Here is a 26,241-nt window from a genome sequence, read left to right on the forward strand (position 1 = left end):
TCCCTGCGGTCGACTCCCCCGGGATATTTTCAGACAGAAGAAACGGGGGCGGGTGCCATGGGTTGGCCAGAGGGGTACGGTCGACGGGTGTTGGCCGAAGTGGACAGCACCAATGCCGAGGCGGCACGGATCGCGGGCGGGCTGTCTGGTCCGGAGTGGATCCTTGGTCTGCGGCAGACGGCGGCGCGCGGGCGTCGTGGCCGGACATGGGTCAACCCTGAGGGTAATTTTGCAGCAACCTTGGTGATGCGCCCAGCGGAAACGCCGGACAAGATGGCGCTGCGGAGTTTTGTAACCTCTCTGGCGCTGTACGATGCATTGGAGGCGTTGACCGGCACGGCAATCGGTCTGGCGCTGAAATGGCCCAACGACGTGCTGCTGAACGGCGGCAAACTGGCCGGCATCCTGTTGGAGAGCATCGGCGGGCCGGGTGGGCATCTGGCCATCGGGATAGGGGTCAACCTGTTGGCTGCCCCGGATGCGATACAGGTAGAGACGCACGCGGTTCCGCCGGTTGCCCTGTTGTCCGAGACCGGCGTCCGGGTCACACCAGAGGCCATTTTGAACGCTCTAGCGACGGCCTATGCGGTCCATGAAGCGCGTTTTGTCACCTACGGATTTGAGCCGATCCGCAGTCTGTGGTTGCAGCGCGCCGCACGTCTGGGCGAGACGATCACCGCCCGGACAACACGCGATACCGTGACCGGTGTCTTCGAGACGGTGGACGCCACAGGGCAACTTGTCCTAAAGACCCCCAAGGGCCGTGTGACCATTGCGGCGGCGGACATTTTCTTCGGATAGGCTAAACATGCTTCTGGCCATCGACTGTGGCAACACAAACACCGTCTTCTCGATCTGGGACGGCGCGGAATTCGTCGCCACTTGGCGCACGGCAACGGAACACCAGCGCACGGCCGATCAGTATTATGTCTGGCTGTCGACGCTTATGGAGTTCCAGAGGATCGACGCTGATATCACCGATGTCATTGTCTCCTCTACGGTGCCGCGCGTGGTGTTCAACCTGCGCGTCCTGTCGGACCGCTATTTCGGCACCCGGCCAATGGTGGTGGGCAAACCCGATTGCGCGTTGCCGGTGGATGTGCGGGTGGACGAAGGCACGCAGGTCGGCCCTGACCGTCTGGTCAACACGGTGGCGGGGTATGATCTGTTCGGCGGCGATCTGATCGTTGTTGATTTCGGCACGGCCACCACCTTTGACGTGGTCGATGCAGACGGGGCTTATGTCGGTGGGGTCATCGCGCCGGGGGTGAACCTCAGCCTTGAGGCGCTGCATCTGGCCGCCGCCGCCTTGCCAAACGTGGATATCACCAAGCCGCAGCGCGTGGTGGGCACCAATACCGTTGCCTGCATGCAATCCGGCATCTTCTGGGGTTACGTCGGACTGGTCCGTGAGATCTGCGTCCGCATCAAGGCGGAACGTGAGCGTCCCATGAAGGTTATCGCTACAGGCGGGCTGGCGCCACTCTTCCAGCAGGCAGACCCGTTGTTCGACGCCTACGAAGAATTCCTGACCATGCACGGGCTGGTCCGTATTCATAATCACAACAAGAGACTAGAGGCCCGCGCATGAGCGAAAACAGACTGATCTACCTTCCCCTCGGCGGCGCCGGGGAAATTGGCATGAACTGCTATGTCTACGGTTACGGCAAGCCTGGCGCAGAGCGCCTGATCGTCGTGGACATGGGGGTGACCTTTCCGGACATGGATACGACGCCCGGTGTGGACATCATCTTTGCCGACATCACCTGGCTGAAAGAGAACAAGAACCGGATCGAAGCCCTGTTCATCACTCACGCGCATGAGGACCATGTCGGCGCGGTGGGACACACGTTTGAGGCGCTTGGCGTACCGATCTATTCGCGCGCCTTTACAGCGAATATCGCGCGCGGGAAGCTGGCCGAGTACGGCGTTGAGGGTAAGGCAGTGCGCACCGTGTCGAAATGGCCAGAGACGGTCAGTGTCGGTCCGTTTACGGTCGGGTTCCTGCCGATCTCTCACTCGATCCCTGAATCGAGCGCGCTGGTCATTGATACGCCTGAAGGTCGGGTGATTCACACCGGTGACTTCAAGCTGGATATGACACCCCTGGTGGGTGAGGCGTGGGATCCGGAGCTGTGGGCCGAAGTGTCCAAACCGGGGGTCAAGGCGCTGATCTGCGATTCGACCAACGTGTTCTCCCCCCATGCGGGCCGGTCCGAGGCGACGGTTGGTCCGGCAGTCGAAAAACTGGTGGCCGAGGCCAAGAATATGGTTGTTGCCACGACCTTTGCGTCGAACGTGGCACGGGTCAAGACACTGGCCGAGGCGGGAGACCGCGCCGGGCGGTCGATCTGTTTGTTGGGGCGCGCCATGCGCCGGATGATCGAGGCCTCGGTGGAAACCGGCGTGCTGACGGGCTTTCCCAAGGTGATCGGCCCCGAAGACGTCAGCCAGATGCCGCGCGAGAATGTCATGCTGCTGGTGACCGGCAGTCAGGGAGAGCGGCGTGCCGCCAGTGCGCAGTTGTCGCGTGGAAAATACAACGGGATCGAGCTGAAGGAGGGCGATCTGTTCCTTTTCTCCTCGAAGACCATCCCGGGCAATGAGCGCGAAGTCATCCGCATCATGAACCAGCTTAGCGAAAAAGGCGTCGACATCGTCGACGACTCGATGGGGGATTACCATGTTTCCGGTCACGCCAACCGGCCTGACCTTGAGACGGTGCAGAACATCGTGAACCCACAAGTCGTGATTCCGATGCATGGCGAACACCGCCATCTGCGCGAACACGTTCGGCTGGCGGCAGCCAATCGGCGCGCCGGGGTGCTGGCGGTCAACGGGATGATGGTCGACCTCAGCGGGAATGAACCGCGCGTGGTCGAATACGTCGAGACCGGGCGCACCTATCTGGACGGCTCTGTGCAGATCGGTGCATTGGACGGGATCGTGCGGGACCGCATCCGCATGGCGCTGAACGGTCATGTCGTTGTCACTGTGATCCTTGATGAGCAGGACGAACCGCTGGGAGAGCCGTGGTGCGACCTGATGGGCCTGCCTGAAACCGGGCGCAGCCATGCGCCGCTGGTGGATGTGCTGGAAGAGGATCTGTCGCAGTTCATGGGTCGCGCCGGTGACAAGGTGCGGACCGACGATGACAAGCTGGAGGAAGGTCTGCGGCGTGTGGCGCGTCAGACCGCGCTGAACGAGATCGGTAAGAAACCTGAGGTGACGGTGGTGGTCAGCCGGTTGAGCTGATCGTTCCGTTAGGGCACAAACGCAAAAGGCCGGTCCCATGGGACCGGCCTTTTTCATTCGGTGATCGCGAAGGCTTAGCTTGCCCGACGCTCGTCAAAGCTTAGCGCGATGAACTCGGGCAGGTGATCACCCAAGCCAACGACGTTGCTGTCGCGACCGCCGCGACGATCAGAGCCACGGGTGTTGTCGCGCGGCGCGCGGCTTTCGTTGCTGCGCGGGGCCGGTTTTTCGCTGCGCGGGGCAGGCTTTTCCGACCGGCGACTTGTCGATTTGCGCGGCTGCTCTTCCACGGCTTCGCGGACAGGGGCGGGCGCGGCAGCGGCAGGGGCCTTTGCGGGCGCAGCCTCGGGCTCCGGTGTTTGCGGGCTGGCAAGGCGCGGGATTGCCTTTTGCAGCAGCCGTTCAACGGCGTCGAAGTATTTCTCATCGCGCGGCGTGCAGATCGTGATCGCCTTGCCCGACCGTCCGGCGCGACCCGTCCGGCCAATACGGTGGACATAGTCCTCGGCGTGGCTGGGCACGTCAAAGTTGAACACATGGCTCACCGACGGGATATCCAGCCCGCGCGCCGCCACGTCAGAGGCGATGAGAAAGCGCAACGATCCATCGCGAAAGCCGTCCAGCGTCCGGGTGCGCTGCGACTGGTCCAGATCGCCGTGGATCGGGGCCGCGTCATATCCGTATTTTTTCAGCGACTTCGCCACCACATCCACGTCGACCTTGCGGTTGCAGAAGATGATGGCGTTGGTGCAGGCCGCGCCCTCACTGTCGATCAGATCGCGCAACATGCGGCGTTTTTCGCTGCCTTCGCGGTCTTTGCGCGAAGGTTTGAACACCATCGCCGCCTGTTCGATGGTTTCCGAAGCGCTGGCCTGACGGGCCACCTCGATCCGGGCCGGGGCGGAGAGGAAGGTGTTGGTGATCCGCTCGATCTCTGGCGCCATGGTGGCCGAGAAGAACAGCGTCTGACGGGTGAACGGTGTCAGCGAGAAGATGCGTTCGATATCGGGGATAAACCCCATGTCGAGCATTCTGTCCGCCTCATCCACCACCATGATCTCGATGCCGGTCAGCAGCAGCTTGCCGCGCTCGAAATGGTCCAGCAGGCGACCGGGGGTGGCGATCAGCACGTCCACGCCCTTGTCGATCAGGGTGTCCTGCTCCTTGAACGACACGCCGCCGATCAGCAGCGCCTTGGTCAGTTTGACATGCTTGGAATAGGTGTCAAAGTTTTCGGCCACTTGTGCGGCCAGTTCCCGTGTCGGGCAAAGCACCAAAGAGCGCGGCATCCGTGCGCGTGCGCGGCCCCGGGCAAGCTTGGTGATCATCGGCAGGGTAAAGCTGGCGGTCTTGCCGGTGCCCGTCTGGGCGATGCCAAGAACGTCCTTGCCTTCAAGAGCGGGCGGAATAGCGCCTGCCTGAATAGGCGTGGGCGTCTCATAGCCTGCCTCTTCGACGGCTTTCAGGACTTTCGGGCTGAGGTTCAGATCAGAAAATTTGGTCATTGATGTCCGATTGTTTTGCGGACACTGTACCTGGCCCGCGCATCTGATGGGGAGCGGACCCGCGTGGTCCATAAGCAGTGCATTCATCCCCTTGGTGCAGCTTGCCTTAGTAAAATCTTGGCAAAAGGTCAATCGGGACGTGGCTGTATGCCCCAGAAGACCGCCAAAGGGTGTTTCCAGTTTGTAGATAGTACCTCAAGTTAGGCCGAATTGATGTCACGAAAGTGACAATCGCGCAATTCGGCCAGTTTCAAGCGGTGCCGCCGCAGCAGACCGTGCGCCTCCAGCCGGTCGCACAAGGCCCGGTCCGCAACGCAAACCTCGTCATAGAAACGGCGCAGGGCGGGTTCGCCGCCTGCCTCTTCGATGCCCTGAAAGAGATCATGCAAGGTTACGGCATCTTTGGCGCGCACCTGTGGTTTCAATTCGGCCCGGTAAGAGCCGCGGGCCAGACGGAATCGGTAAGACGTCAGGAAATGATCCCAGCTGTCGGCGTGAAAGTGGCCCAGTTCGATGTCGGGCAAAGCGACCTGACCGGGGTTTTGCACATCGTTCAGGATCACGTTGTGGATGCGAATCTGCAAACCTTTGGTGCCGGCGCGAAAGAACAGCTTGCCGGCCACATGGCTGAGAAAGCCGCCTGACAAGTGCCGCCCCCAGGTCGGGAAACAAGCCTGCGCCGCATGTTGGCGTGCCGCTTGATCCAGATGAAATGCCTTGAAAGCGGTCTCTCCCTCGGCGGTTCCGCTGCCCGGGGCCAGTGCCTCAACGGGTCGGACGCGGACGCAGAGCGCGTCAGCGGGCAGGGCGGCCAGTTGGTCGGAAATCGATCGGCCGCTAAGCAGGAATTCATCCACGTCGATATGGGCCAGCCAGCCGACCTCCGGTTTGCGGTTGTTGGCATGGCGGGCGTTGGCGGCTTGCCGCGCCTGATGTTTGTCCGGGCGGCCATTGCGTTTGGCCCAATAGGCGGCGTCAGTCTGCGTGACGCGAATTTTCGGGTGGGCCTTGAGGGCGGCAAACGTCTGTGGCGCGTCCTCGTCGAGGTAGAGGTAGATCCGGTGCGCCCCTTGTTCGAGATGCCATGCGACAAAGGTCTGGATCGCCTCCAGCGGTGCCTTGACCGTCGTGACCGTGCCCCAGCGCGTCACGGCAATTCCCCAAAGACACGGCGCACGCAGGCGTCAAAGTCGAAGTCGTGGGTCAGCAACATGCCATGCGCCGCCAGACGGGCGCGCAGGTCCGGCGTATCGGCGCAGACCTCATCGAAAAAGGCGCGCAGGCCGGGCTCACCCTCTTCCTGTTCCAGATAAGCCAGCAATGCGCCCTGTCCCATCTCGGGGCGGGCGTCGTTGGAGCGGTACGATCCCTTTTCGCGGCGAAATGTCAGATGGTTGTGGAAATGCGTCCAGTTGGGCGCATGGAAATGTGCCAGATACAGACCGTCCGGTTTCGTGCGGTTGGTGGCGTCCTCACCTTTGTACTTGAGCGTGTGGATGCCAAGGCGGGTGTCGGGGATGCCGGGGCGGGCAAAGACCTTGCCGCCCGTGTGACTGAGGAAACCACCGTACAAATGCAGGCCGAAGGTGGGGTAGATTTCCTGCAACAGGGATTTCTTCACACCCGCCTGTTTGTGCGTCAGCTTGAAGTGTCGAGGCGTGCCGTTCTCTTGCGCCAGCGCCTCGGCCGGGGGGACACGCGCCAGCGCGATGTCGGGGGCGACGCTGGACAGGATCTCGGACAGCGGTCGGTTCGGAATCAGGAATTCGTCGTGGTCGATATGGCCCAGCCAGTCGAGTACATCGGCGCTGGCGCGCAGGGTGCGGGTGGCGTTGAAGGCTTGGCGCAGTTGATGCGCTTCTGGCCGGGCGCGGCCTGACGCCTGCCAATAGGCGTCGTCACATTGCGTGACGTGGATGCGCGGGTGCCGCGACAGGAAGGCAGCGGCCTTTGTATCGGGTGCGTCTAGGTAGAGGTGCAATACATGCGCCCCAAGGTCGATATGATGCGCCGCAAAACGTGCGATTTGCGGCAATGGGGCTTTGAGGGTGCTGACGAGGCCCCAGCGGAGGGTCTCTGGCGTTTTGCGGGGGCGCGCGGGGACGGGGGCTGCGTTTATCGCCTCGGCCCCGGATTTGTCGCGGCGGGCCTTGCGGGCGGACATGATGGACAGACGACGGAACACGCCGCCCGGATCATGGATCAGCAGGTCCAGCAAATGATGCGCAAGCGGTTGGATCACCGCGTCGCCCTCTGCCTCTTGCCAGAGGCGGGCAATCAGGTTGACGTCCAGCCCGCCACCGACCAGCGCGTAGGCGTCCATTTGCAGGGGCAGTTTGGCGCGGAGGCGGTCGGTGACGGGAAAGGGTTTGTCAGGCGGTTTGCCGCTGTAGAGACGCTCGCTCTCGTAGAGTTTCATCATCCCGAAGAGGGTTGTGAGGGCAAGGCCGGTGCTGCGCTGGACCGGGGTTGCCCCGTGGTCGCCAAAGGTGGTGACGGCTGAGACCAGCCAGCGGGCGTCAAGCTGGTCCAGCAGATGCGCGCCGTGTTCCGCCCAGAGGCGTTGGAACAGCAGCGGCGCGTGGTTAGGAAAGCTGCGCTTGCGTAGATGTGAGATGGTCAGCCCGTGCAGGACGGCAAGCTCGGATTGGCCCAGCAATTCCTTGCGCAACTGGTAGGTCTTGCGGTGCAGGTTGTTGGCAAAGGGCGGGGCAAAGGGGCCGTCGTCCGGATCGTCGACGGTCTGGCCTGCAAGGGCTGTGAGATCGGTGTCGGCGGGCGGCAACCCGTGGTCGCCGGGCAAGGGTGCGCGGCGCGCCTCATACTGGGCGATTACGGCTTTGATGCCGCCATTGTACGTGGGTGTTCTGCTCATGTCGGCAGAGTGGCCGGGAGCGCGGCGATGGGCAAGCGGTGATCTGATTGAGCGCGCAAGCGCGCGCCGGGTGTCTCGGCTGCGGCCCCTGCGGGACCTTGCCTAGGGTTGGCCTGTGCGATGAGTTTTGCGGCTTTGTTCCGCCGTGGGATGGGTGTAGAGGGGCGCGCATGGCACAGACATCATTCGAGTTGACAGCCCAAGACGGGCGCGCGCGGCGGGGCGTGATCCGTACACCTCGGGGCGAGATCCGCACACCGGCCTTCATGCCCGTGGGCACGGCGGCCACGGTCAAGGGCATGATGCCCGACAGCGTGGCGGAGACCGGCGCGGATATCTTGCTGGGCAACACCTATCACCTGATGCTGCGACCGGGGGCCGAGCGGGTGGCGCGGCTGGGCGGGCTGCACAGGTTCATGAACTGGGCGGGACCGATCCTGACGGATTCGGGCGGTTTTCAGGTGATGAGTCTGGCCGAATTGCGCAAGCTGACCGAGGACGGCGTGACCTTTCGCAGCCATATCGACGGCTCCAAGCACATGCTGTCGCCGGAACGGTCGATGGAGATCCAGAAGCTGTTGGGCTCTGACATCGTGATGGCCTTTGACGAATGCCCGGCACTACCGGCGGATCGCGACCGGATCGCGGAGTCGATGCGCCTGTCGATGCGATGGGCGGCGCGGTCGCGTGAGGCCTTTGGCGATCGGCCCGGACACATGTTGTTCGGCATCCAGCAAGGCGGCTTGGAAGAGGATCTGCGTGGAGAAAGCGCCGAGGCGTTGAAGGCGATTGGCTTTGATGGCTATGCGGTGGGTGGTCTGGCTGTTGGCGAGGGGCAGGAGGCCATGTTTGGCTGTCTGGACTATGCGCCTGGAATGCTGCCTGAGGACAAACCGCGCTACCTGATGGGTGTGGGCAAGCCCGACGACATCGTCGGGGCCGTCAAGCGCGGCATCGATATGATGGACTGTGTCTTGCCGTCCCGGTCGGGCCGCACCGGTCAGGCCTGGACGCGGCGCGGGCAGGTCAACATCAAGAACGCCCGCCATGCGGATGATCCGCGCCCCTTGGACGAGCATTGCACTTGCCCGGCCTGTCGCGGCTATTCGCGTGCCTATCTGCACCATGTTTTCCGCGCGGGTGAGATGATCTCTGGCATGCTGCTGACCTGGCACAACCTGCATTACTATCAGGAGTTGATGGCCGGGATGCGAGAGGCGATTTCCGACGGTCGGTTTGACGCCTTTGAGGCGGAGTTTCATGCGCTGCGGGCCGAGGGCGATATCGCGCCGCTGTGAGGCTGTCCACGCGTGGACACGTCCGTGGGTGTTGAAAATCAATGGGTTACAGAGATGGTTTTACTTTTGCTTCATCTTTCTCGCCGGGACGGTGCCGCGCGAAAGAGGGATGAGGCTTGCCGCGCACGCAAGCCAAAGGCCGGACCGGCCCCGCACGTCTTATTGCTTCAGCATCCTCGGCAGGTCGGTGCGCAACAGGTCCATGCCACCCGGTTGCCAGCCAAGAGCGGGCAGGCGGATGCAGATCAGGGGGGCGACCGGGCGGTCGCTGGGGGGCGGCGGCGCGTGGGGGCAAGCCGTGAGGCGCTGGACCTCTGACAGCAGGTCGTGTCGGTCGAGCAGAAGGTCGGAGAGGTGGAAAGCGCCGGTCTGGTGGCTGTTCAGCATGAGGCGGCAGGCTTGGGCGAGGTCTGCGCCGTGGACTTCGGTCCCCCGGCGCGGCGCGACGGATTGGCCTGACAGATAGTCGGCGAAGAGGTCTTGCCACTTGTGGTTGGGGCCGGGGCCGTAGACGCCGGTGGCGCGCAGGTTTTGCCCGATGAGGGGCAGAGCGGCGAGATGGGCCTCTGCCTGTGCCTTGACCTGTCCGTAGAGGGAGGCGGGGTTGGGCGGTGTTTCCTCGGTCAAAGGGACGCCGGTTGCGCTGCCGTCAAAAACCGCGCGCGAAGAGAGAAAGATGACCCTTCGTACACCCGCCTTGGCTGCGGCGTCGAACAGGCGGCGCGCGCCGTCGAGATTGGCGGCCAGAAAGCCGTCGGGGTCGTCGCCTTCACCGCCGCGATAGCGCCCCGGGACATGCGAGAACGCGGCGTGGATCACTGTGTCGATACCGGCGAGGTCTGGCGCGGCTCCGGTAAGGTCCCAGAGGCGGTGGGCGTAGCCGGCCACAGGGCGGCGCCCTAGCGTCACGATTGGACCGGGCAATCCGTCCAACAGAAAACGACCCAACAGGCCCGTAGCGCCGGTCAGGGCGATCATGCGGCGCGGGGCAAGGAGGAGAGGTCCGGTGTTTCTCCGGCGGCGTAGGCGCGCCAGAGGTCGATCAGCGGCCGCAGACGGTCTGCCTTGGCGTGGTCCTGCCACGGTTTTTCGTACTGGAAGTGCAGGACCTTGATGTCGTCCCAATCCCAGAGGCCCGGTAGGTTAAACCAGAGGTATTGCAGCGTGTTGTAGGTGATCGGCAGGCCGTTCCAGTCGGGAAAGAAGTCCTGCAAGAAGGTCTGGTCGGTGCGCCGCCAGAACGCGCCGGGCGTGTCGAGTTGTGTCAGCATCGCGTCAAAGGTGGCCTGCGCGGGCCGCGCGGTAAAGACGCCCGAGTTCATCCGGTGGAAGTCTGACAGGCTTTCGTAGACGTTGGGGGCGGCGCAGAATTCGGGGTAGTCGAACAGCTTGTCGATGTTGCGCAGCACCAGTGTGTCGGCGTCGAGGAACACGACCCGGGCGTAGGGCAATTGCCACAGCCGCAGCTTGCAGAAATTGTCGAGCGGGGTGTGAAAGGCGGGTTTGGTGCCTTTGGTAAAGGGCGCGGCCCCATGCAGGGCCTGTTTCGCGTGGGCGGCGTTGAAGCCCTCAGAGGTGGGCAACAGGTCCACTTTGACCAGCCTTGCGCCGAGTGCGCGTAGGGGCAAAAGCGCCCCCTCCGGCACCCCGCCGGTGTGCAGAACCACCCGGTCTGCCTGCGTGCCGGTCACATTCAGAGAATGCAGCAAGGCCTTGGCGCCCAACGCGAAATCCGCGTTGGTCACCAGTGTCACATAAGCCCGGCTCACGATACCGACCGCAGCGCCTTGCCCTCTGGGTCATGATCGACGCGGGTGCCGATGTCCTTGGTCCAGGCGGACACGGCGGCGACGCGGCTGCGATCTATCCGGTGGCTGAATTTCTTCGCCACATCGACAACCTCGGACAGCAGTCCCTCGGCCAGCGTGATCGGGTTCAGGCCCAGTGCAAGGAACTGATCGTTCTTGACGATCAGGTCGTTCTCGGCGGCCTCTTTGCGGGGGTTGGGCAGGTATTTGACCGGGGTGCCGGTCAGGTCCGACACTTTCTCTGCCAGATCGCGGACGCGGTGCGTTTCGGTCATCTGGTTGAAGATGCGCACCCGTTCCCCGGCCTCAGGCGCGTCGGTCAGCGCCAGTTCGATGCAACGGACCGAATCCTGAATGTGGATAAACGCGCGCGTCTGGCCGCCGGTGCCATGCACCGTCAGCGGATAGCCGATTGCCCCCTGAATGAGAAAGCGGTTCAGAACTGTGCCATAGTCGCCGTCATAGTCGAACCGGTTGATCAACTGCTCATGCCGACGTGTCTGATCGGTGTGCGTGCCCCAGACGATGCCCTGATGCAGGTCGGTGATCCTGACGCCGTCATTCTGGGCGTAGAACTGGAACAGGATCTGATCCAGCGACTTGGTCATGTGATAGACCGAACCGGGGCGCGTCGGGTACAGGATTTCTTGGCTCTTGGGCCCAGTGGGCGTGTCGATTGTGACGTCCAGATAGCCCTCGGGGATCGGCGCGCCGACCGATGAATAGCCATAGACGCCCATGGTTCCCAGATGCACCAGATGCGCGTCGCAGTCCGATTCCACCATAGCAGCCAGCAGGTTATGCGTCGCGCCGACGTTGTTGTTGACGGTGTAGACCTTATGGCGATCGGTCTTCATCGAATAGGGCGCGGCGCGCTGTTCGGCGAAATGGATGATCGCGTCGGGGCGCACGTCGGTCAGCCATTGCTTTAGCCGTTCGAATTCCTTGGCAAGATCGAGCAGGTGAAAATGGATCGTCTCGCCGCTGGTCTGTTTCCAGATGCGGCACCGTTCCTGAATCGAATCCATCGGGGTCAGGGATTGCACGCCCAGTTCGGTGTCGATCCAGCGGCGTGACAGGTTGTCGAGGATGTGGACCTCATGGCCCTGTGCAGACAGATGCAGGCAGGTCGGCCAGCCGACGAAACCGTCGCCGCCAAGGATCGCGATGCGCATGGGGGTGCTCCTGTGCTTTGTGCCCGGGCGTTTTCGCCCGCTTTGGCGTTTGGGCGTAGGCTGCACAGGTCGTGATGTAAAATGAAGCTTTCTTAACAATTGATGTCGCCGGTATGTGATTGGGTCGTAAAAAACTGTGCAAAATCATGGGGTGTAGATGAAATTGATACAGGTGTGTTGTCGGCGGAACTCTGCCATCCACTTCGGGGCGCGCAACCGTTGGCGGCCGATTTTTCGCCTCAACCGCAAGAAATACGATTCGCTGTGGTCTTTGTGGCGGGGCGGGAGGTGCCGGTCTGGCTGGCCTTCTGGCCGCTGTGTTTCAGCGCCGTTGGCCGCCGCGCCGCGCAGGTCCTTCGGATTGTCTGCATAATGTGCGCGGCGGGCTGACGGAAAACCTGTAGAGTCGCCAAGGCCACTTGCACCTGCGCGGGCGCAAGGCCATGCTGCCGACCACCACGGGCCGGGGCCGTGCGCTTGAATCCGGGCGCTCTGACCCCATATCCAGCCCTCAGGACCGGAGACGGCCCAAATGCTGCCGCGAAGCGGGGCAGGGACGTCTTGCCAAGAACAGGACACGAGCATGAAACAACCCCTCAATCCTTCCTACCCGGTGCTGCCGTTGCGGGACATCGTGGTGTTCCCGCATATGATCGTGCCGCTCTTCGTAGGGCGCGAGAAATCGGTGCGCGCCTTGGAAGAAGTGATGAACGACGACAAGCAGATCCTGCTGGCGTCGCAGATCGATCCAAGCATCGACGATCCGGGCACCGACGGCATTTTCAAGGCCGGTGTGCTGGCCAATGTGCTGCAACTGCTGAAACTGCCCGACGGCACCGTCAAGGTGCTGGTCGAGGGCCAGACGCGTGTGCGCATCGAAGAATACATCGAGAACGACAACTACTTTGAGGCCAAGGCCGAGTACCTGACCGAGATGCCCGGCGACACCGCCGCGATCGAGGCGCTGGTGCATACGGTGGCCGAAGAGTTCGAGCGTTACTCGAAGATCAAAAAGAACATCCCCGAAGAGGCGCTGTCCGCCGTTGGTGAGGCGACAGAGCCCGCGCAACTGGCCGACCTTGTCGCCGGGCATTTGGGTGTGGAAGTTCACCAAAAGCAGGAACTGCTTGAGACTCTGTCCATCAGCGAGCGTCTGGAAAAGGTCTATGGCCTGATGCAGGGCGAACTGTCGGTCCTGCAGGTCGAGAAAAAGATCAAGACCCGCGTCAAGACCCAGATGGAGAAGACCCAGCGCGAGTATTATCTGAATGAGCAGATGAAGGCCATTCAGAAGGAGCTGGGCGACGGCGAAGAGGGCGAAGGCGAAATCGCCGAGCTGGAGGAAAAAATCTCTGGCACCAAGCTCTCCAAGGAGGCCCGTGAAAAGGCCGATGCCGAGCTGAAAAAGCTCAAGAACATGTCGCCGATGTCCGCCGAGGCCACGGTGGTGCGCAACTACCTTGACTGGATGCTGAGCATTCCGTGGGGTGTGAAAAGCCGCGTGAAAAAGGACCTGAACAAGGCTCAGGAAATCCTCGATCACGACCACTACAGCCTTGAAAAGGTCAAGGAACGGATCGTCGAGTATCTTGCCGTTCAGGCGCGCTCGAAAAAGCTGAAGGGCCCGATCCTCTGCCTTGTCGGTCCTCCGGGGGTCGGTAAGACCAGCCTCGGCAAATCGGTCGCCAAAGCCACTGGGCGTGAGTTCATCCGCATTTCGCTGGGCGGCGTGCGCGACGAATCCGAGATCCGTGGCCACCGCCGGACCTATATCGGCTCCATGCCGGGCAAGATCATTCAGGCGCTGAAAAAGGCGAAGACCACGAACCCGCTTATCCTGCTCGACGAGATCGACAAGATGGGTCAGGATTTCCGTGGCGACCCTGCTTCGGCCATGCTGGAGGTGCTGGACCCCGAACAGAACGGGACTTTCGTGGACCACTATCTTGAGGTGGAATACGATCTGTCCAACGTGATGTTCGTGACCACGGCGAACTCTTACAACATGCCGGGGCCGCTTTTGGACCGGATGGAGATCATTTCGCTCTCGGGTTACACCGAGGATGAAAAGATCGAGATTGCCAAGCGTCACTTGCTGGACAAGGTGATCAAGAACCACGGTCTGCGGAAGGGTGAGCTTACAATTCAGGACGACGCCCTGACCGATATGGTGCGCTACTACACCCGTGAGGCGGGCGTTCGGAACCTTGAGCGTGAGATTGCCAAGGTGGCGCGCAAAGCGGTGACCAAGATCGTCAAGAAGGAAACCGAAAAGGTCGTGGTCTCGTCCGAGAACCTTGACGATTTCCTTGGCGTGAAGAAGTTCCGCTATGGTCTGGCCGAGGACGAACACCAGGTGGGTGTCGTCACTGGTTTGGCTTGGACCTCTGTCGGCGGCGACCTGCTTCAGATCGAGGCGCTGAAATTGCCGGGCAAAGGCCGGATGAAGACCACCGGCAAGCTGGGCGACGTCATGAAAGAGTCCATCGACGCGGCGGCCTCTTACGTGCGCTCGATCTCACCGCAGATCGGGGTCAAGCCGCCGAAGTTCGACAAGCTGGACATCCACGTCCACGTGCCGGACGGCGCAACACCCAAGGACGGGCCCTCGGCGGGTCTGGCCATGGTGACGTCGATCGTGTCCGTGTTGACCGGCATTCCGGTGCGCAAAGACATCGCCATGACGGGCGAAGTGTCGTTGCGCGGCAACGCGATGCCCATCGGTGGTTTGAAGGAAAAACTGCTGGCGGCCCTGCGCGGCGGGATCAAGACCGTTCTCATCCCCGAAGAGAACGAAAAGGACCTGGTCGAACTGCCGGACAATGTGAAACAGGGTCTGGAGATCATCCCGGTCAAGCACGTCTCCGAAGTGCTGGACATCGCCCTGATCTCGAAACCGGAGTCGGTGGATTGGGACGAGGCGGCCGAAGAGGCCGCCGCGGCAGCCAAGGCGACGGCAGAGGATACCGTGGCGGGTGCACGGGCGCACTGATTTTGCCCGCAACCTGATACATGGTTTGAATCACAAACGCGCGGTGGGAGACCACCGCGCGTTTTTTTGCTTGGGATGCCGGATCAATAGCCCGGGTAATAATGATAGTGGTCGCCGCCGCCACCGGAACTGGCGGCTGTTGCGAGAATGACAATTAACAAAAGCGGAATGAGGATGCTGGCACCGGATGACACGGGCGACAGTTCGGCGCTTTGCGACGACACGACCATGTCAGTGCGCAGCTGATCCGGTTTCATTTTCGCCTTGGATTTGGTGTCAGCAAAAGCTGCGCCAGCCATCGTCAGGCAAAGCGCGGTTGTCAGTACGATTTTCTTCATCAGATCCCCCGATTGTGATGGTGCGGCTGGCAGGCCGGCATTCCACTTCGAACTGGGTGACGTATCGGTCGCCAAATGCACGTGAAGTGACGTTAGGGCAAGTTGCCTCACGGCGCAACGCCGCGTCGCCCACTGCGGGACCGACAGAACAGGGGGCGGTCCCTCGCGCATAAGAAAAGGGCCCCGCAGCAATGCTGAAGGACCCTTGTTCCCTTGGTATTGTCCCCGGTGTCCGGAGCCGCATCCACGGCCCGATCAGGCCACGGATCGCAAAACCAACGTCCAGCCGGGATCAGACCCGGGCGCGTTATACCTTACTGGCTGGCTGCAACGCCAAAGACCACGATGGTCATCAAGGCAATCAGCATCGCGGCGCTGCTGCTGGTCTGCTGAGTCTCAGCAACGATGACCGGCGGCGCGACATAAGGCTCCTCATAGCTTCCAGCGAATGCGGTTGTGGCGGTCGTGGCAGCGACCAGAAGACTTGCGGCAGCAATCGTCTTTTTCATATTTTTCTCCAAGCCCAGGTGAAACGTGTGGAAAATCCTGCATTGGGGATTCGTTGCGAGTCAAGCAACTGCGTGCCGTTGCGTGAGATTCGGACGCGGACTGTGCCGATGCTGCCTCTGCCGTTGATCGGCGCGAAGAGGATGAAAACGGCGGCATTTTTGCGTGCTGCCCCTCTTGCACAGGGCGGCCCGTGACGGTAATAGGACCGCCACCGGGTGATTAGCTCAGTGGTAGAGCGCTTCGTTCACATCGAAGATGTCAGGGGTTCAAATCCCTTATCACCCACCATTTTCCACTTGGTTGTACAGGCGACCGCTTAGGCCAATAGCCCGCGGTGCGGCAAGGGACGGATTTGCGCCACCGGCGCCCTCCCGGTTCGCCGGTCCGGGGCGCGTATGTCCCATGTAACTTGAATGCAGCGATGTTGTGGGGGGGCGAGAGAGAAGGTTCCGAGACCGTCACAATGAGGCTTGCACGTGGCAGAGGCTTTATGTAAATCCGGCCTCGGTCAGGGTGATTAGCTCAGTTGGTAGAGCGCTTCGTTTACACCGAAGATGTCGGGAGTTCGAGCCTCTCATCACCCACCATTTCCCCAACTGAACCTGCCTGAGGTGTGTGACACCTGTGGCTTTCTGCCAGTTCCCGGGTGTCGTGCAACGCGTTTTGGGTCGTTCAGGTGGTCATGAAAAGCGCCGCTTCGCACGCACCGAAAGACCGCGCGATTTAAGCTTGCGACGTCCCGCCGTTCCGTCATGTTCAGACCGACCGCGCAAGAGCGCCTAACATCCCGGTTGATTTTCAGGCGGGTTGCCCGAAAATGGGTCGGTGCAATGGGAGGGGCGGTCGTATGACGGCCAAATTGGCATTCATGCAGGCGCGGGACCCGTTGAACCCGGACGGCGCGCTGTCATCCCACGTTATCCGGGAAGAGATAACAGGCAGTTGGCAGAGGTGTCTGCAGAACGGTCTCGACCCTTGCGGAGTGCCGGTGGACGCGGTGGTCTCCGATCAGACGCTCAAGGTTGCCCGGCAGGCCAGAGAACGGCTGATGCGTCTTGTCCGCCCGGAATTGGAACTGCTGAGTTCGCAGATCGCCGGGACCAATTTCATGTGCGCCTTCGCCGATGAGACCGGCGTCGTGCTGGACACGATCATGGACACGGAATTCAGCGAAAGCGCCTGCGGGCGCTCTATCAGGCCCGGATCGGTCTGGCGCGAAGAGCAGCGAGGCACCAACGCCCTTGGGCTGGCGCTTTTGTCGGGCCGGTCGAGCATGGTGATGGGCGGCGAGCACTTTTTTAGCTGTCACGGCGGCGTGTCCTGCGTCGCCGTTCCGATCCTTGCGTCGGATGGCACTGTCGTCGGTCTTCTCGATGCCTCGTCAGAGGTGGCGGAACGGCAATTCCATACCAAGGCGCTGGTCGCACTTGCGGCCACAAACGTCGAGAACCGGCTGTTCGCCGAGGCGCACCGCGATGACTATATCCTCCAGTTTCACCAACGGGCCGAATACCTTGCCACGCAAAGTGTTGGCCTGATCGCGGTGGATGAGACCGGTCGGATCACCGGCGCAAACCGGATGTCCGCGCGGCTGTTGACGGGTATGCACCTTGCCACGGTCAGTCGGTTCGATGACCTGTTTCGCGGCGATTTCCGGGCTGTGTTGCGCGCGTTGGCCAGAGGGGAGACCGCGCAGCTATGGGAGCGGTCGAACGCAGCCTTTTTCGCGCGGCTTCACCCGGCGTCGCTGCAGCCACTGGTGCCGCCTCGGTGGCGGATGCAGGAGATCCCGGCGATCTCCCGGATCGCTCCGCAGGAAGGGACGCTTGTTCTGGATGATGATATGGCCCGCGACTGTTTGCGGGTGGCCAAACGCGCGGCGTCTCTGGGGCAGGCGGTCTGCATTCGCGGTGCGGCGGGCACAGGCAAGACGCGGCTGTCCGAAGCAGTGCACCGTCATGTCCACGGATCGGGCCCGTTGATCGCGGTTGATTGCCGACGTCTGCGGCGCGCGACCGATGGGGGTGCGGCTGCGCACGCGATCTTGCAGGGCTGTGTGGCGCCTGATCCCCGGCCTGATCCCCGGCCTGATCCCCGGAATGAGGGCGGCGGGACGCTGGTGCTTGAGCATATCGGCGCTCTGGACGAACTGGGGTCAGGCGCGCTTGCCGAGCTTCTTGATACATTGCGTGAGGCGATCCTTGCGCAACACTGGTGCGTGTTGGCAACCGACCGGACCCGGGGCGAAGAAACCGCACCGCGCCCCAAGGCGGTGGACGACTTGAGGATGCTGGCCCTCGAATTGCCCCCGCTTGCGGCCCGGACGGATTTTCACAAGCTTGCCCGAAGCATGTTGGCGGACCTGTCGCCGGATCATCGGCTTTCGGTCAAAGCTGTCAGACGACTTGCGGAATTCGACCGGCGGGACAATCTGAACGATCTGCGTCACCATTTGCAGGTCTTGGCTGCCAGTTGCCCGGCGGGCATCCTTCGTGACGGGCAGGTGGATCGGTTCCTTGCGGTGCAGGACACCGCGGATCAGGTTTGCCCACGCTGTAGGGATACCTCGATCCGCCGACAAAGATGTCTGGAGATCCGCCGCATGTACCGGGTCTGTCAGTGCAATGTGGCGCTGACGGCGCGGCGGCTGGGTGTGTCGCGCAATACGATTTATGCACATCTCAAGGACTAGATTGCCGTGAGTCTTCGGCAAGAGCCGCATCAACCCAGGCGCGGTGCCGCTGTTCGTCCCTGTCGGATAGAAAGCACAATGCACAGCCGCCATGCGTGATCAACGCCATGCCAATGGTTCTGCGAGTGTCGTCCTCGATAACGAACAACGCCTCGCGAGGTCCGCGAAACCGATGGGTCTCGATGAAGACGGGCAGGGTTTCGGCCACGGGCCAAGGAGCGGTTCCTGCCCGGGGGAGCATCCGCGCCAGCGTCGCTGCATCTGACTGCCGCGCCGGTCGCAAAGTGGCCTGACCGGCCGAAATTTCAGGTGGATGGAGAAGGTGCCATTGTTCCGGTGCCAAAAGGTAATCGCGGCAGGGTTCTGCCCTTTGAGTGCCATGAAAGAACATACGTCTGCCGACGGGGTACGGCGCAAAGCCCAACTGGCCAAGCAGTGCCCTTGAGGGAGTGTTGTCTTCGTGGCAAGTGGCGACAAGCGGCGGGGCAGGGCGCGCGAACCGGGCGTGAATGGCCATTGTGAGCGCGCGTTGCATGATGCCGTGCCGCCAGTGCTCGGGGTCCAGCCAGTACCAAAGCGAGGCCCCGATACAAAGCGCACCCACCACGCTGCCGCCCCGTTGGATAAGGCGGACCTCTTCGCCGGGATGCTGTCCGTGGATCAGCAGCGCGCGGGCCTGTTGCGTATCGACGGGCTGCGCCACGGTGGCCAGCCAGGGGGCAATGCGCGGGTCGCCCAATTGGCGCGCGATGTCCGACAGGTCCGCCTCTGTCGGCGGCCGCAACAGCAGGTCGTCCTGTTCCAGAGTCTCGGGAAAGCTGTCCATCTGCCTGTCTTGGATCGCTGCGGATGTGGCCATCAAAACGCCAAGCGCCCGGTTAGATCAAGCAATTGATTCGCTTACTGTGCATGCGCGGAATAATTTCTGCGGCGCAGAAATTTTTATTCCGAAACAGAGCGTTACAAGCCCCGATTCCAAACGTAACGCAAATTTACACTTTTCGGCCACGGCACCGGTCAATCGCTGAATTCCGGCTGTATTCGTTGTGTGGGGTTGCCGCTCTGTTAGCCTTTACGGCACTCGAACAACCGGGTGCCCAGGGGAGGGGGAGCCCATGTGCGACACAGCAAATTTGCGGGCGGCGTGCGCGCCGCGTCTTGGCTCAATTCGGGCGCTGCCGTCCGGGTGCGCCGGACATGGCGTCAAAAATCGCCGACAGGTCAGTGGCCATGCGCCGATGAACCTGACGCATCACCTGTTCCCGGGTGGAGTCGTCAAGACCGTCCAGTGCCAAACGCGCCGCACGCAGATCGCGTGGATCTCCGGTCTCGACCGCGTGATCGATGGTGTCGCGGCACATCTGGTCCACGTCGTCGGACTGGTCGCAGACCTCCTTGAGGGCCTGAAAAAAGCGGATGTCGGCAGGATCGGTCATCGCATGGGCCTTTCGGGTCGGAAGACGGGCATCGTTTACAGGGGGCAGTCATGAGCGGTCAATCACGAAGCATCGCAGAAATCCTGAAGGACCGTTTGCAGATCACCCTTCGGATTGCCGAGGCGAATACCGAGCAGATGCGACTCAACCAGATGGCAAGCGGGATGCAGGTGCTGGAGATGAAAGACGCGCGCGATGGTGTGATCGACAGCGACCATGAGGCCGAACAGGCCCGCACGGACGCGGCCCGCGAAGACAACCTGACCAAGATCAATGATTTGGAAAAGCAGCTTTCATCCTTGGATGCAGAGCTTGAGTCCATCACCTCGAAGGAACGCTGAATGACTATGCACAAACCACCCCAAGCAATGACGCTGTTCGATCTGATTGCCCGGACGTGGCATTTGGAGACCGATGTGCGCCATGCCCTTTTCAACGCCTCGGGCACCTCGCTGGCCGCAGTCTTGGGCGATGGCCGGATGGCCTTTGTCTCTGTCAACGACGCGGAACATCCCGAAAGCCGCGTGCGGGTCGAGGCCGACACCGGGCGGCCCAGTATCCGGCCCCGGACCAAGCCGCTGCCCGTGCCTGTGATCAGCGAGGACCCGGTGGCGCGGCCTGAAGTTCTGCCGTGTCGGTATGGCGATCAGGGCTTTGCCTATGCCCATGCGGATACAGGCGCGTTGTGGCGTGCCACCGGGCGGGGACAGACCCTGCGCATCCCTGCGGCGCGTGACGATACTGTGACCGCTCTGGCGGCCTTGCCGCGCAGCGGGCGTATCGCGACGGCCTTTGGCAAGGTGGTCGTGCTGGCCACCGTGGAAGGCGGTGCCGAGAGCGGTGAGGTTGCGCTGACACATGCGGTCACGCGGATGGCGCTGTCACCGAAGGAACGCCTGTTGGCGTTTTGGGGCGCGGGGCAGGTCAGCCTTGTGTCCATCGACGACCTGAGCGTGCTGAAGTGTGTCCCTTGCGATGGCCAGGTCTGCGATCTTGCGTGGTCGCCTTGCGCGCGGTGGCTGGCGGCGGGCTGTGAGGACAAGGCGCTGGTGCTGGTCGATGCGGATGCGGGCACCTCTGATCGGATCGTCGATTTCCCCTCCGCCGTGCGCAGCGTGGGCTTCAGCGACAAGGCGGGCGGCATGGTCGCCTCCGGTGCATTCCGTGTTGTGGGCTGGGACCTTCCGGATCTGCCGTTCGGCGATCATGAAGGCGCGCCAATTGAAACCGGCAAGCCGGGTTTGACGATTGTGGACCGGGTCGCCGTGCATCCCACGCGCGATCTTTGCGCGGTCAGCTATGTGAACGGGTTGGTGATGATCTGCCGGATCGGCCATCCCGATGAGATGCTCTTGCGCGAAGGCACCGGGGCTGCGGTCAATGCGCTGGTGTGGTCAGACGACGGCGCGCATCTGGCGATCGCGGGAGAGGATGGAACGCTCTCGATCACGACGTTCCCCAAGAACATGTTCAAATAACAACGCCACCAAGGGAGAGAGATCATGACACAAGCCTTGTCCACCGAAGAGCAAAGCAAAGACCGGTATTTCCAGCAACTCGCGAAAGTTGCAGAGGAAATGGTCGACGAACACGGCAAGGACTTTGCCGCAGGCGCGCTGGTTCTTGCCGCGCGCTGGGTCGCCGAGAACCGTCTTGGCCAGACCGAGGAACGCCCGAACTAATGCGGTTTGACCGCCTGTTGTGACGCAGCAGGCGGCGCCGACAAGCTGGGTATCTGATGGATGAGAATGCCGCTTAGCGGACCTGCCAGCGCGCCCAGCGTGCTGGCGGCGGGCTTTGCCGTGTCGTCCGTCTGGTAAGCGGCTGTCAGCACGTCAATCAGATCCGGCTCGATCAATTGCGCAAAGGCACACAGTTCATGAATGCGGAACGCTGCGAAATGCAGGCTGTCACCACTCAACAGGCTATCGCCGTGTTGGCGCGTTGTGACGCTGGTTTTCAAGGCATTGCTGTGCACGGCGGCGCCCAGCGTCGTGAGGACGGACTTGCGCCACTTCGCATAGTCGGTGTCGGCGGAATGATCGATGCCCACGGAATAAAGCCGCTCCGAGATGCTGCGAAAGGCGCGGCCTCCGGCAATGTGACGGCGCCAGAAATCGCTGGCCTCGTCCACGGTGCGACATTCGGCAAAGCGCTGCGCCAGCTTGGGCCGGATCAAAAGCACCAGCGTCATATCCACGTCTTCGGTGATCGACCGGGCAATCTGCATCGCGGGCATCGGCAGGTCGGTCAGCGCCAAGAGGCGCAAGGCGGCCAGTTGTTCGATCAGTCGGGCAGACAGCGCCGACAGTCCATGCCATTGCGAATCGCTCAGCCCGCTTGTCTGCCGGGCTTTGCCGAGAGTGGCTGCCTCATGAAAGGCGCGCACCCAGATCACGCATTGATCGAACAGAAAGACCAGATCAACGTCCGTGCTGTTGGCTGCGGTCTCGACCCGTGGAACGGCACGAAAGCCGGGCAGGGGGCGCAGACCGACCCGCCAGTGGCTGTCAAAATCGAGACGGGCGGCGGACCAAAGCTGTTTCACGCGGGCCAGCAGTTGCGGCGACAGTCCGGGGTAGGACAGTTCCGGCGCAGCGCCATCAAGCGGGACAATACTGCCAATGGGGGGTGTCTGGCTCATCACTCTGCATTTCAGGGATTTGTTTGTGCAAGGATAGACCGGGGCCGGGTTTCAAAGCCAGAATTTTGTCCGGGCGCGGCCCATGGGATTGCCCCATGTCGCTAGGGTTTAATCTGCGCGCCAAGCAGAGCCAGGTGTTCCGTCTGGGACAGGTCGTGAGCGTGCTGCAAATGACGTCCGGCGAGTTGGACGAACATTTGGCCGAGGCGGCGCGCGACAACCCGATGTTCATTTTGCGCCGCAGGCCGATGGCGGGGACCAGCGCCACCGATGCGTCGGAAATGGCCACTGTTGCGGAGGCAGGCAGCCTTTATGAACACGTCGCGCGCGCGCTGGCGGGCCTGATCGCCGAGGGTGGTCTGATGGAGCGGATCATCACCGCCTTCATGGAAGAGCTGGAGCCGTCGGGGTGGCTGGGACGCGCGCCCGAAGAGATCGCCAAGACCCTTGGAATTTCGCCTGAACTGGTCGAAGCGGCGTTGCGCGTAGTGCAAAAGCGGGTAGAGCCAGCCGGGCTGTTTGCCCGAAATCTGGAGGATTGCCTGCGGTTGCAACTTGAGGACAAGGGACCGGTAAGCGATGACATGAGGCGCGTTTTGGCTGCGCTTTCCACGCTGGAAGTTGGCGGAATTCACGGCCTTGTCGAGGCAACGGGGCTGGACGAAGAACGCGTTCGGCACTGCCTTGGACAGATCCGGCGGCTGGACCCGAAACCCGGCAGCGCCTTTGCCACTGATCCAACCTTGGCGCGTGAACCGGATGTGCGGATCACGCCACGTGGCGACGGCTGGGACATCGAGTATCTATCTGCCTTGCATCGCGAAATTGAGATTGTTCCACTGCCGAGGCATGGCCAGACCGCTGATGCGCGTGAGGCTTTGGCGCGCGCGCGGGCGCTGAAACAGGCGTTGGACGTGCGGCAATCCGCTTTGCGGCAGGTGGTGGCCGTACTGGTTGACCGCCAGGGCGCGTTTTTCCGGTCTGGCGCATCGGCGTTGAAGCCGATGACCATGTCGGAGATCGCGCAGAAAACAGGGTTTCACCTTAGCACGGTCAGCCGTGTTCTCAGCGGGTTGTTGATCGAGGGGCCGAACGGAATAACCGTTGGCCGGTCCTTGTTTGCGGGCACGGCCTCTGCCCAGACGTTGTTTTCCAAACCGCAGGTACAGGCCCGCATTCGGGCGTTGCTTGCCAAGGAAGACCCGGCAAGACCGCTGTCGGATCGGCGTATGACGGCCCTGTTGCAAGCCGAAGGCATCACCGTGTCGCGGCGGGTGGTGTCCAACTACCGTCAGGAAATCGGCATATCGCCTGCCGCGAAACGCAGGTTGCGCGCCTGAGCCGACCCTGCCGGTCTGCTGCGAAATCTGGCGGTCCGCGCGGCGTTTTTTGCCCCCAGAATCCCCCGGAAATGACGACGAAAAGACAGCCGACATCAGCCGGTCCATCAGGCGTGATCGTAGAATTGCGGCTGCGCTCGGCGGGTTTTTCAAGCGCCGATTCAGCCGACGACCTGTCCGAAAAATCAGGCCGTTGCGGACAGTGTAACGCTTTGTAAAGACGTCCATGAAACGGCTGTAACGTTATGCGACAATCCGCCTCTGCGACAGGTTGAGCGTTCGGCGCTCAGAATCCCTGGCGCAAAAATAATCCGCAAAAAATAATTCATTAAAACAGTGCAGTAGGACGAATTTTATCACCTCTGCCCGCGTTTTCCAAATTCTGGAACCAGCCTTGCCAGAAGAAGGACACAAGATGCGGGCGGCCAGCCAAGCGGCGGCTCAAAGAACGAAGGACAGGGAGACAGGTCACACACCCGGATGCGGGTCGCCCGCGCGGCGACATCGGGCGGTGACCTTCTTTTCAACCTTTGCCGAGAACCGGCGCCTGACCGTCAGGCGCTCAACGACGCAACGGCAAAAGCCGCCAACAGGTGGCCGGGCGACCGGCTGCAGAGCTTTAAGGAGGCTCATGGCATGACTTTGACGCTTAATAAGATCACGTCGCAACGTGGTATCTCGATCGGGGAGGCAACCAAGAAGATTTCCGATCTCGGCTGGAACCCTTCCTATGTTCAGGAGGCCAGCACCTACCCGACAGACTACAAGATCACCAAGGCCCCGCGCGACCCGATGAAACAGGTGCTGCGCTCCTACTTTCCGATGGAAGAGGAAAAGGACAACCGGGTTTACGGCGCGCTTGATGCGGCGCTGCGCGGCGACATGTTCCGCAATGTCGAGCCCCGCTGGATCGAGTGGATGAAGCTGTTCCTGGCGATCATCCCGTTCCCGGAAATCTCGGCTGCGCGGTCGATGGCCATGGTGGCGCGTCTGTCTCCGGGCGAAGACCTGCGCACCGGCTTTACCATGCAGATGGTCGATGAATTCCGCCACTCCACGATTCAGATGAACCTGAAGAAGTGGTACATGGAAAACTACATCGACCCGGCCGGCTTTGACATCACCGAAGAGGCGTTCGGCAAGTGTTACGCCACCACCATCGGCCGCCAGTTCGGCGAGGGGTTCATCACCGGCGATACCATGACCGCCGCCTGCATGTACCTGACGGTGGTTGCGGAAACCGCGTTCACCAACACGCTGTTCGTCGCGATGCCCTCCGAGGCCGCGCGCAACGGTGACTATGCTCTGCCGACCGTGTTCCTGTCGGTGCAGTCGGACGAAAGCCGCCACATCGGCAATGGTCACTCGCTGCTGATGGCCGCGCTGAAAGAGCCGGAAAACCACCTGCTGCTGGAACGCGACCTGCGCTATGCCTTCTGGCAGAACCACGCCATCGTCGATGCCGCCATCGGGACGTTCATCGAATACGGCACCACCAACCGCGACAAGGACAAAGAGTCCTACGCCGAGATGTGGCACCGGTGGATCTTTGAGGACTACTACCGGACCTACATGCTGCCGCTTGAGAAGTACGGCGTGAAGATCCACCACGACGACGTGCAGGAAGCGTGGAAGCGGATCACCGAAAAGAACTATGTCCACAAAGTTGCGCAGTTCTTCTCTGTCGGCTGGCCGGTAAACTTCTGGCGGATCGAAGCCCAGACCGAGAAAGATTTCGAGTGGTTTGAGCACAAGTATCCGGGTTGGTACGCGGAGTTCGGCGAATACTGGAAGTGGTACGCCAAGCTGTCCAAGCCCGGCGAGACGGTTATGACCTTCAACACCGACACAGGGTATGTCTATCCGCACCGTTGCTGGTCGTGCCTTGTGCCCTGCCTCATCCGCGAGGACATGGTGGTCGACGAGATCGACGGTCAGCTGCACACCTTTGCGCACGAACTGGACCGCTGGACCGCCGTCGAGGCCTTTGCCGACGAATATCAAGGGCGTCCGACGCCTGCGATGGGCAAGTTCTCGGGCAAGCGCGAATGGGAAAGCGTCTACGACGGCTGGGATCTGGCGGATGCCGTCAAGGATCTCAACTTTGTCCGCGACGATGGCGAAACGCTGGTGCCGCAGCCGCACCTCCGGTTCGACAACAAGGACATGTGGAAGCTGGAGCACGTCCGCGGCCACACCCTGCGGTCGCCGCTGAACATGCTGCGCGGCATGAACGAGACCGACCGGGCAGCCCATATCGCCGAGTATCAGGCGGGCTTCACCATCAATCCCTGCAACTGATTGCAGAACTGCGGGGGCCGTTCACGCGGCCCCCGCCCCCAAGCGCGCGAAAGTCGCGCGACGTGGATAGGG

Annotated in this window: 22 protein-coding genes and 2 tRNA genes; 13 read left to right on the forward strand and 11 right to left on the reverse strand. The window is 61.9% G+C overall.

Features of this window, described 5'->3' with window-relative positions:
- Window positions 1–57: 57 nt before the first annotated feature.
- The 3 genes from VOI21_RS12115 to VOI21_RS12125 are packed head-to-tail and all read left to right on the forward strand — an operon-like array spanning window position 58 to window position 3,255.
- Window positions 58–801, forward strand: a complete 744-nt coding sequence (locus VOI21_RS12115; RefSeq protein ID WP_323770137.1) for a biotin--[acetyl-CoA-carboxylase] ligase — start codon at window positions 58–60, stop codon at window positions 799–801.
- 7 nt (window positions 802–808) lie between these two features.
- Window positions 809–1,591 (forward strand): type III pantothenate kinase, encoded by a 783-nt coding sequence (locus VOI21_RS12120; protein WP_323770138.1) that lies wholly within the window; start codon window positions 809–811, stop codon window positions 1,589–1,591.
- The gene (locus tag VOI21_RS12125) at window positions 1,588–3,255 is read left to right on the forward strand and encodes a ribonuclease J (RefSeq protein WP_323770139.1); all 1,668 of its coding nucleotides are present in this window, start codon (window positions 1,588–1,590) and stop codon (window positions 3,253–3,255) included. Before VOI21_RS12120 ends, VOI21_RS12125 begins: the two co-directional genes overlap by 4 nt.
- A gap of 74 nt (window positions 3,256–3,329) precedes the next feature.
- Here the strand turns inward: VOI21_RS12125 and VOI21_RS12130 are convergent, their stop codons facing one another.
- The 3 genes from VOI21_RS12130 to VOI21_RS12140 all read right to left on the reverse strand — a co-directional run bounded on the left by VOI21_RS12130 (window position 3,330) and on the right by VOI21_RS12140 (window position 7,635).
- Complete coding sequence (locus VOI21_RS12130; protein ID WP_323770140.1) at window positions 3,330–4,760, reverse strand: DEAD/DEAH box helicase; 1,431 nt, start codon at window positions 4,758–4,760, stop codon at window positions 3,330–3,332.
- 200 nt (window positions 4,761–4,960) lie between these two features.
- Window positions 4,961–5,911, reverse strand: a complete 951-nt coding sequence (locus VOI21_RS12135) for a glycosyltransferase family 2 protein (protein WP_323770141.1) — start codon at window positions 5,909–5,911, stop codon at window positions 4,961–4,963.
- Window positions 5,908–7,635, reverse strand: a complete 1,728-nt coding sequence (locus tag VOI21_RS12140) for a glycosyltransferase family 2 protein (protein ID WP_323770142.1) — start codon at window positions 7,633–7,635, stop codon at window positions 5,908–5,910. Before VOI21_RS12140 ends, VOI21_RS12135 begins: the two co-directional genes overlap by 4 nt.
- A gap of 170 nt (window positions 7,636–7,805) precedes the next feature.
- Here VOI21_RS12140 and tgt point away from each other — a divergent pair, with 170 nt between their 5' ends.
- Window positions 7,806–8,933: a tRNA guanosine(34) transglycosylase Tgt gene (gene tgt, locus VOI21_RS12145; protein ID WP_323770143.1), complete on the forward strand. Its 1,128-nt coding sequence runs from the start codon at window positions 7,806–7,808 to the stop codon at window positions 8,931–8,933.
- A 159-nt stretch (window positions 8,934–9,092) separates the two neighbouring features.
- Here tgt and VOI21_RS12150 read toward each other — a convergent pair whose 3' ends face one another.
- The 3 genes from VOI21_RS12150 to VOI21_RS12160 are packed head-to-tail and all read right to left on the reverse strand — an operon-like array spanning window position 9,093 to window position 11,916.
- Window positions 9,093–9,911, reverse strand: coding sequence for an NAD(P)-dependent oxidoreductase (locus VOI21_RS12150; RefSeq protein WP_323770144.1), 819 nt, complete (start codon window positions 9,909–9,911; stop codon window positions 9,093–9,095).
- Window positions 9,908–10,702 carry a glycosyltransferase family 8 protein gene (locus VOI21_RS12155; protein WP_323770145.1) on the reverse strand — a complete coding sequence of 265 codons (795 nt, stop codon included), beginning with the start codon at window positions 10,700–10,702 and terminating at the stop codon, window positions 9,908–9,910. Before VOI21_RS12155 ends, VOI21_RS12150 begins: the two co-directional genes overlap by 4 nt.
- Complete coding sequence (locus VOI21_RS12160; protein WP_323770146.1) at window positions 10,699–11,916, reverse strand: NAD-dependent epimerase/dehydratase family protein; 1,218 nt, start codon at window positions 11,914–11,916, stop codon at window positions 10,699–10,701. Before VOI21_RS12160 ends, VOI21_RS12155 begins: the two co-directional genes overlap by 4 nt.
- Window positions 11,917–12,499: 583 nt before the next feature.
- Between VOI21_RS12160 and lon the strand changes: the two genes are divergently transcribed.
- Complete coding sequence (lon, locus tag VOI21_RS12165; RefSeq protein ID WP_323770147.1) at window positions 12,500–14,908, forward strand: endopeptidase La; 2,409 nt, start codon at window positions 12,500–12,502, stop codon at window positions 14,906–14,908.
- A gap of 83 nt (window positions 14,909–14,991) precedes the next feature.
- Here the strand turns inward: lon and VOI21_RS12170 are convergent, their stop codons facing one another.
- Window positions 14,992–15,246: a hypothetical protein gene (locus VOI21_RS12170; protein ID WP_323770148.1), complete on the reverse strand. Its 255-nt coding sequence runs from the start codon at window positions 15,244–15,246 to the stop codon at window positions 14,992–14,994.
- 314 nt (window positions 15,247–15,560) lie between these two features.
- Window positions 15,561–15,755: a hypothetical protein gene (locus VOI21_RS12175; protein ID WP_323770149.1), complete on the reverse strand. Its 195-nt coding sequence runs from the start codon at window positions 15,753–15,755 to the stop codon at window positions 15,561–15,563.
- A 214-nt stretch (window positions 15,756–15,969) separates the two neighbouring features.
- Between VOI21_RS12175 and VOI21_RS12180 the strand changes: the two genes are divergently transcribed.
- The 3 genes from VOI21_RS12180 (at window position 15,970) to VOI21_RS12190 (ending at window position 18,448) form a co-directional block, all read left to right on the forward strand.
- Window positions 15,970–16,044 (forward strand) — tRNA-Val (locus tag VOI21_RS12180).
- A gap of 223 nt (window positions 16,045–16,267) precedes the next feature.
- Window positions 16,268–16,343: transfer RNA gene (locus VOI21_RS12185), tRNA-Val, on the forward strand.
- A 260-nt stretch (window positions 16,344–16,603) separates the two neighbouring features.
- Window positions 16,604–18,448, forward strand: a complete 1,845-nt coding sequence (locus VOI21_RS12190; RefSeq protein WP_323770150.1) for a sigma-54-dependent Fis family transcriptional regulator — start codon at window positions 16,604–16,606, stop codon at window positions 18,446–18,448.
- On the opposite strand, the gene VOI21_RS12195 is transcribed toward VOI21_RS12190, so the two are convergent.
- Window positions 18,438–19,274, reverse strand: coding sequence for a GNAT family N-acetyltransferase (locus tag VOI21_RS12195; RefSeq protein ID WP_323770151.1), 837 nt, complete (start codon window positions 19,272–19,274; stop codon window positions 18,438–18,440). The two genes, VOI21_RS12190 and VOI21_RS12195, sit on opposite strands and share 11 nt — an antisense overlap.
- Window positions 19,275–19,611: 337 nt before the next feature.
- On the reverse strand, window positions 19,612–19,884 hold the full coding sequence (locus VOI21_RS12200; protein WP_323770152.1) for a hypothetical protein: 273 nt from the start codon (window positions 19,882–19,884) through the stop codon (window positions 19,612–19,614).
- A 50-nt stretch (window positions 19,885–19,934) separates the two neighbouring features.
- On the opposite strand from VOI21_RS12200, the gene VOI21_RS12205 reads away from it, so the two are divergent.
- From VOI21_RS12205 to VOI21_RS12215, 3 genes are read left to right on the forward strand one after another with little or no spacing between them, the layout of a single operon-like run.
- Window positions 19,935–20,225 (forward strand): hypothetical protein, encoded by a 291-nt coding sequence (locus VOI21_RS12205; RefSeq protein ID WP_323770153.1) that lies wholly within the window; start codon window positions 19,935–19,937, stop codon window positions 20,223–20,225.
- Window positions 20,226–21,362, forward strand: a complete 1,137-nt coding sequence (locus VOI21_RS12210) for a hypothetical protein (RefSeq protein ID WP_323770154.1) — start codon at window positions 20,226–20,228, stop codon at window positions 21,360–21,362.
- A 24-nt stretch (window positions 21,363–21,386) separates the two neighbouring features.
- Entirely contained in the window at window positions 21,387–21,566 is a 180-nt protein-coding gene (locus VOI21_RS12215) for a hypothetical protein (protein ID WP_323770155.1), read from the forward strand.
- Here VOI21_RS12215 and VOI21_RS12220 read toward each other — a convergent pair.
- On the reverse strand, window positions 21,563–22,528 hold the full coding sequence (locus VOI21_RS12220; RefSeq protein ID WP_323770156.1) for a hypothetical protein: 966 nt from the start codon (window positions 22,526–22,528) through the stop codon (window positions 21,563–21,565). The two genes, VOI21_RS12215 and VOI21_RS12220, sit on opposite strands and share 4 nt — an antisense overlap.
- A 95-nt stretch (window positions 22,529–22,623) precedes the next feature.
- Between VOI21_RS12220 and VOI21_RS12225 the strand changes: the two genes are divergently transcribed.
- Together VOI21_RS12225 and VOI21_RS12230 are read left to right on the forward strand one after the other, a co-directional pair.
- Window positions 22,624–23,868 (forward strand): RNA polymerase subunit sigma-54, encoded by a 1,245-nt coding sequence (locus VOI21_RS12225; protein ID WP_323770157.1) that lies wholly within the window; start codon window positions 22,624–22,626, stop codon window positions 23,866–23,868.
- A gap of 636 nt (window positions 23,869–24,504) precedes the next feature.
- On the forward strand, window positions 24,505–26,169 hold the full coding sequence (locus VOI21_RS12230) for an aromatic/alkene/methane monooxygenase hydroxylase/oxygenase subunit alpha (RefSeq protein WP_323770158.1): 1,665 nt from the start codon (window positions 24,505–24,507) through the stop codon (window positions 26,167–26,169).
- The last annotated feature ends 72 nt before the right edge of the window (window positions 26,170–26,241 follow it).

The sequence above is a fragment of the Antarctobacter sp. genome, from assembly GCF_034670325.1.
GTDB lineage: Bacteria > Pseudomonadota > Alphaproteobacteria > Rhodobacterales > Rhodobacteraceae > Antarctobacter.

What these genes read in the sequence shown, in the direction of transcription:
- VOI21_RS12175 (WP_323770149.1), bottom strand. Translation starts at nt 15,755, where the DNA reads ATGAAAAAGACGATTGCTGCCGCAAGTCTTCTGGTCGCTGCCACGACC.
- VOI21_RS12150 (WP_323770144.1), bottom strand. Translation starts at nt 9,911, where the DNA reads ATGATCGCCCTGACCGGCGCTACGGGCCTGTTGGGTCGTTTTCTGTTG.
- VOI21_RS12130 (WP_323770140.1), bottom strand. Translation starts at nt 4,760, where the DNA reads ATGACCAAATTTTCTGATCTGAACCTCAGCCCGAAAGTCCTGAAAGCC.
- VOI21_RS12195 (WP_323770151.1), bottom strand. Translation starts at nt 19,274, where the DNA reads ATGGACAGCTTTCCCGAGACTCTGGAACAGGACGACCTGCTGTTGCGG.
- VOI21_RS12215 (WP_323770155.1), top strand. Translation starts at nt 21,387, where the DNA reads ATGACACAAGCCTTGTCCACCGAAGAGCAAAGCAAAGACCGGTATTTC.
- VOI21_RS12205 (WP_323770153.1), top strand. Translation starts at nt 19,935, where the DNA reads ATGAGCGGTCAATCACGAAGCATCGCAGAAATCCTGAAGGACCGTTTG.
- VOI21_RS12225 (WP_323770157.1), top strand. Translation starts at nt 22,624, where the DNA reads ATGTCGCTAGGGTTTAATCTGCGCGCCAAGCAGAGCCAGGTGTTCCGT.
- VOI21_RS12115 (WP_323770137.1), top strand. Translation starts at nt 58, where the DNA reads ATGGGTTGGCCAGAGGGGTACGGTCGACGGGTGTTGGCCGAAGTGGAC.
- VOI21_RS12170 (WP_323770148.1), bottom strand. Translation starts at nt 15,246, where the DNA reads ATGAAGAAAATCGTACTGACAACCGCGCTTTGCCTGACGATGGCTGGC.
- VOI21_RS12120 (WP_323770138.1), top strand. Translation starts at nt 809, where the DNA reads ATGCTTCTGGCCATCGACTGTGGCAACACAAACACCGTCTTCTCGATC.
- lon (WP_323770147.1), top strand. Translation starts at nt 12,500, where the DNA reads ATGAAACAACCCCTCAATCCTTCCTACCCGGTGCTGCCGTTGCGGGAC.
- VOI21_RS12140 (WP_323770142.1), bottom strand. Translation starts at nt 7,635, where the DNA reads ATGAGCAGAACACCCACGTACAATGGCGGCATCAAAGCCGTAATCGCC.
- VOI21_RS12190 (WP_323770150.1), top strand. Translation starts at nt 16,604, where the DNA reads ATGACGGCCAAATTGGCATTCATGCAGGCGCGGGACCCGTTGAACCCG.
- tgt (WP_323770143.1), top strand. Translation starts at nt 7,806, where the DNA reads ATGGCACAGACATCATTCGAGTTGACAGCCCAAGACGGGCGCGCGCGG.
- VOI21_RS12200 (WP_323770152.1), bottom strand. Translation starts at nt 19,884, where the DNA reads ATGACCGATCCTGCCGACATCCGCTTTTTTCAGGCCCTCAAGGAGGTC.
- VOI21_RS12220 (WP_323770156.1), bottom strand. Translation starts at nt 22,528, where the DNA reads ATGAGCCAGACACCCCCCATTGGCAGTATTGTCCCGCTTGATGGCGCT.
- VOI21_RS12230 (WP_323770158.1), top strand. Translation starts at nt 24,505, where the DNA reads ATGACTTTGACGCTTAATAAGATCACGTCGCAACGTGGTATCTCGATC.
- VOI21_RS12125 (WP_323770139.1), top strand. Translation starts at nt 1,588, where the DNA reads ATGAGCGAAAACAGACTGATCTACCTTCCCCTCGGCGGCGCCGGGGAA.
- VOI21_RS12210 (WP_323770154.1), top strand. Translation starts at nt 20,226, where the DNA reads ATGACTATGCACAAACCACCCCAAGCAATGACGCTGTTCGATCTGATT.
- VOI21_RS12160 (WP_323770146.1), bottom strand. Translation starts at nt 11,916, where the DNA reads ATGCGCATCGCGATCCTTGGCGGCGACGGTTTCGTCGGCTGGCCGACC.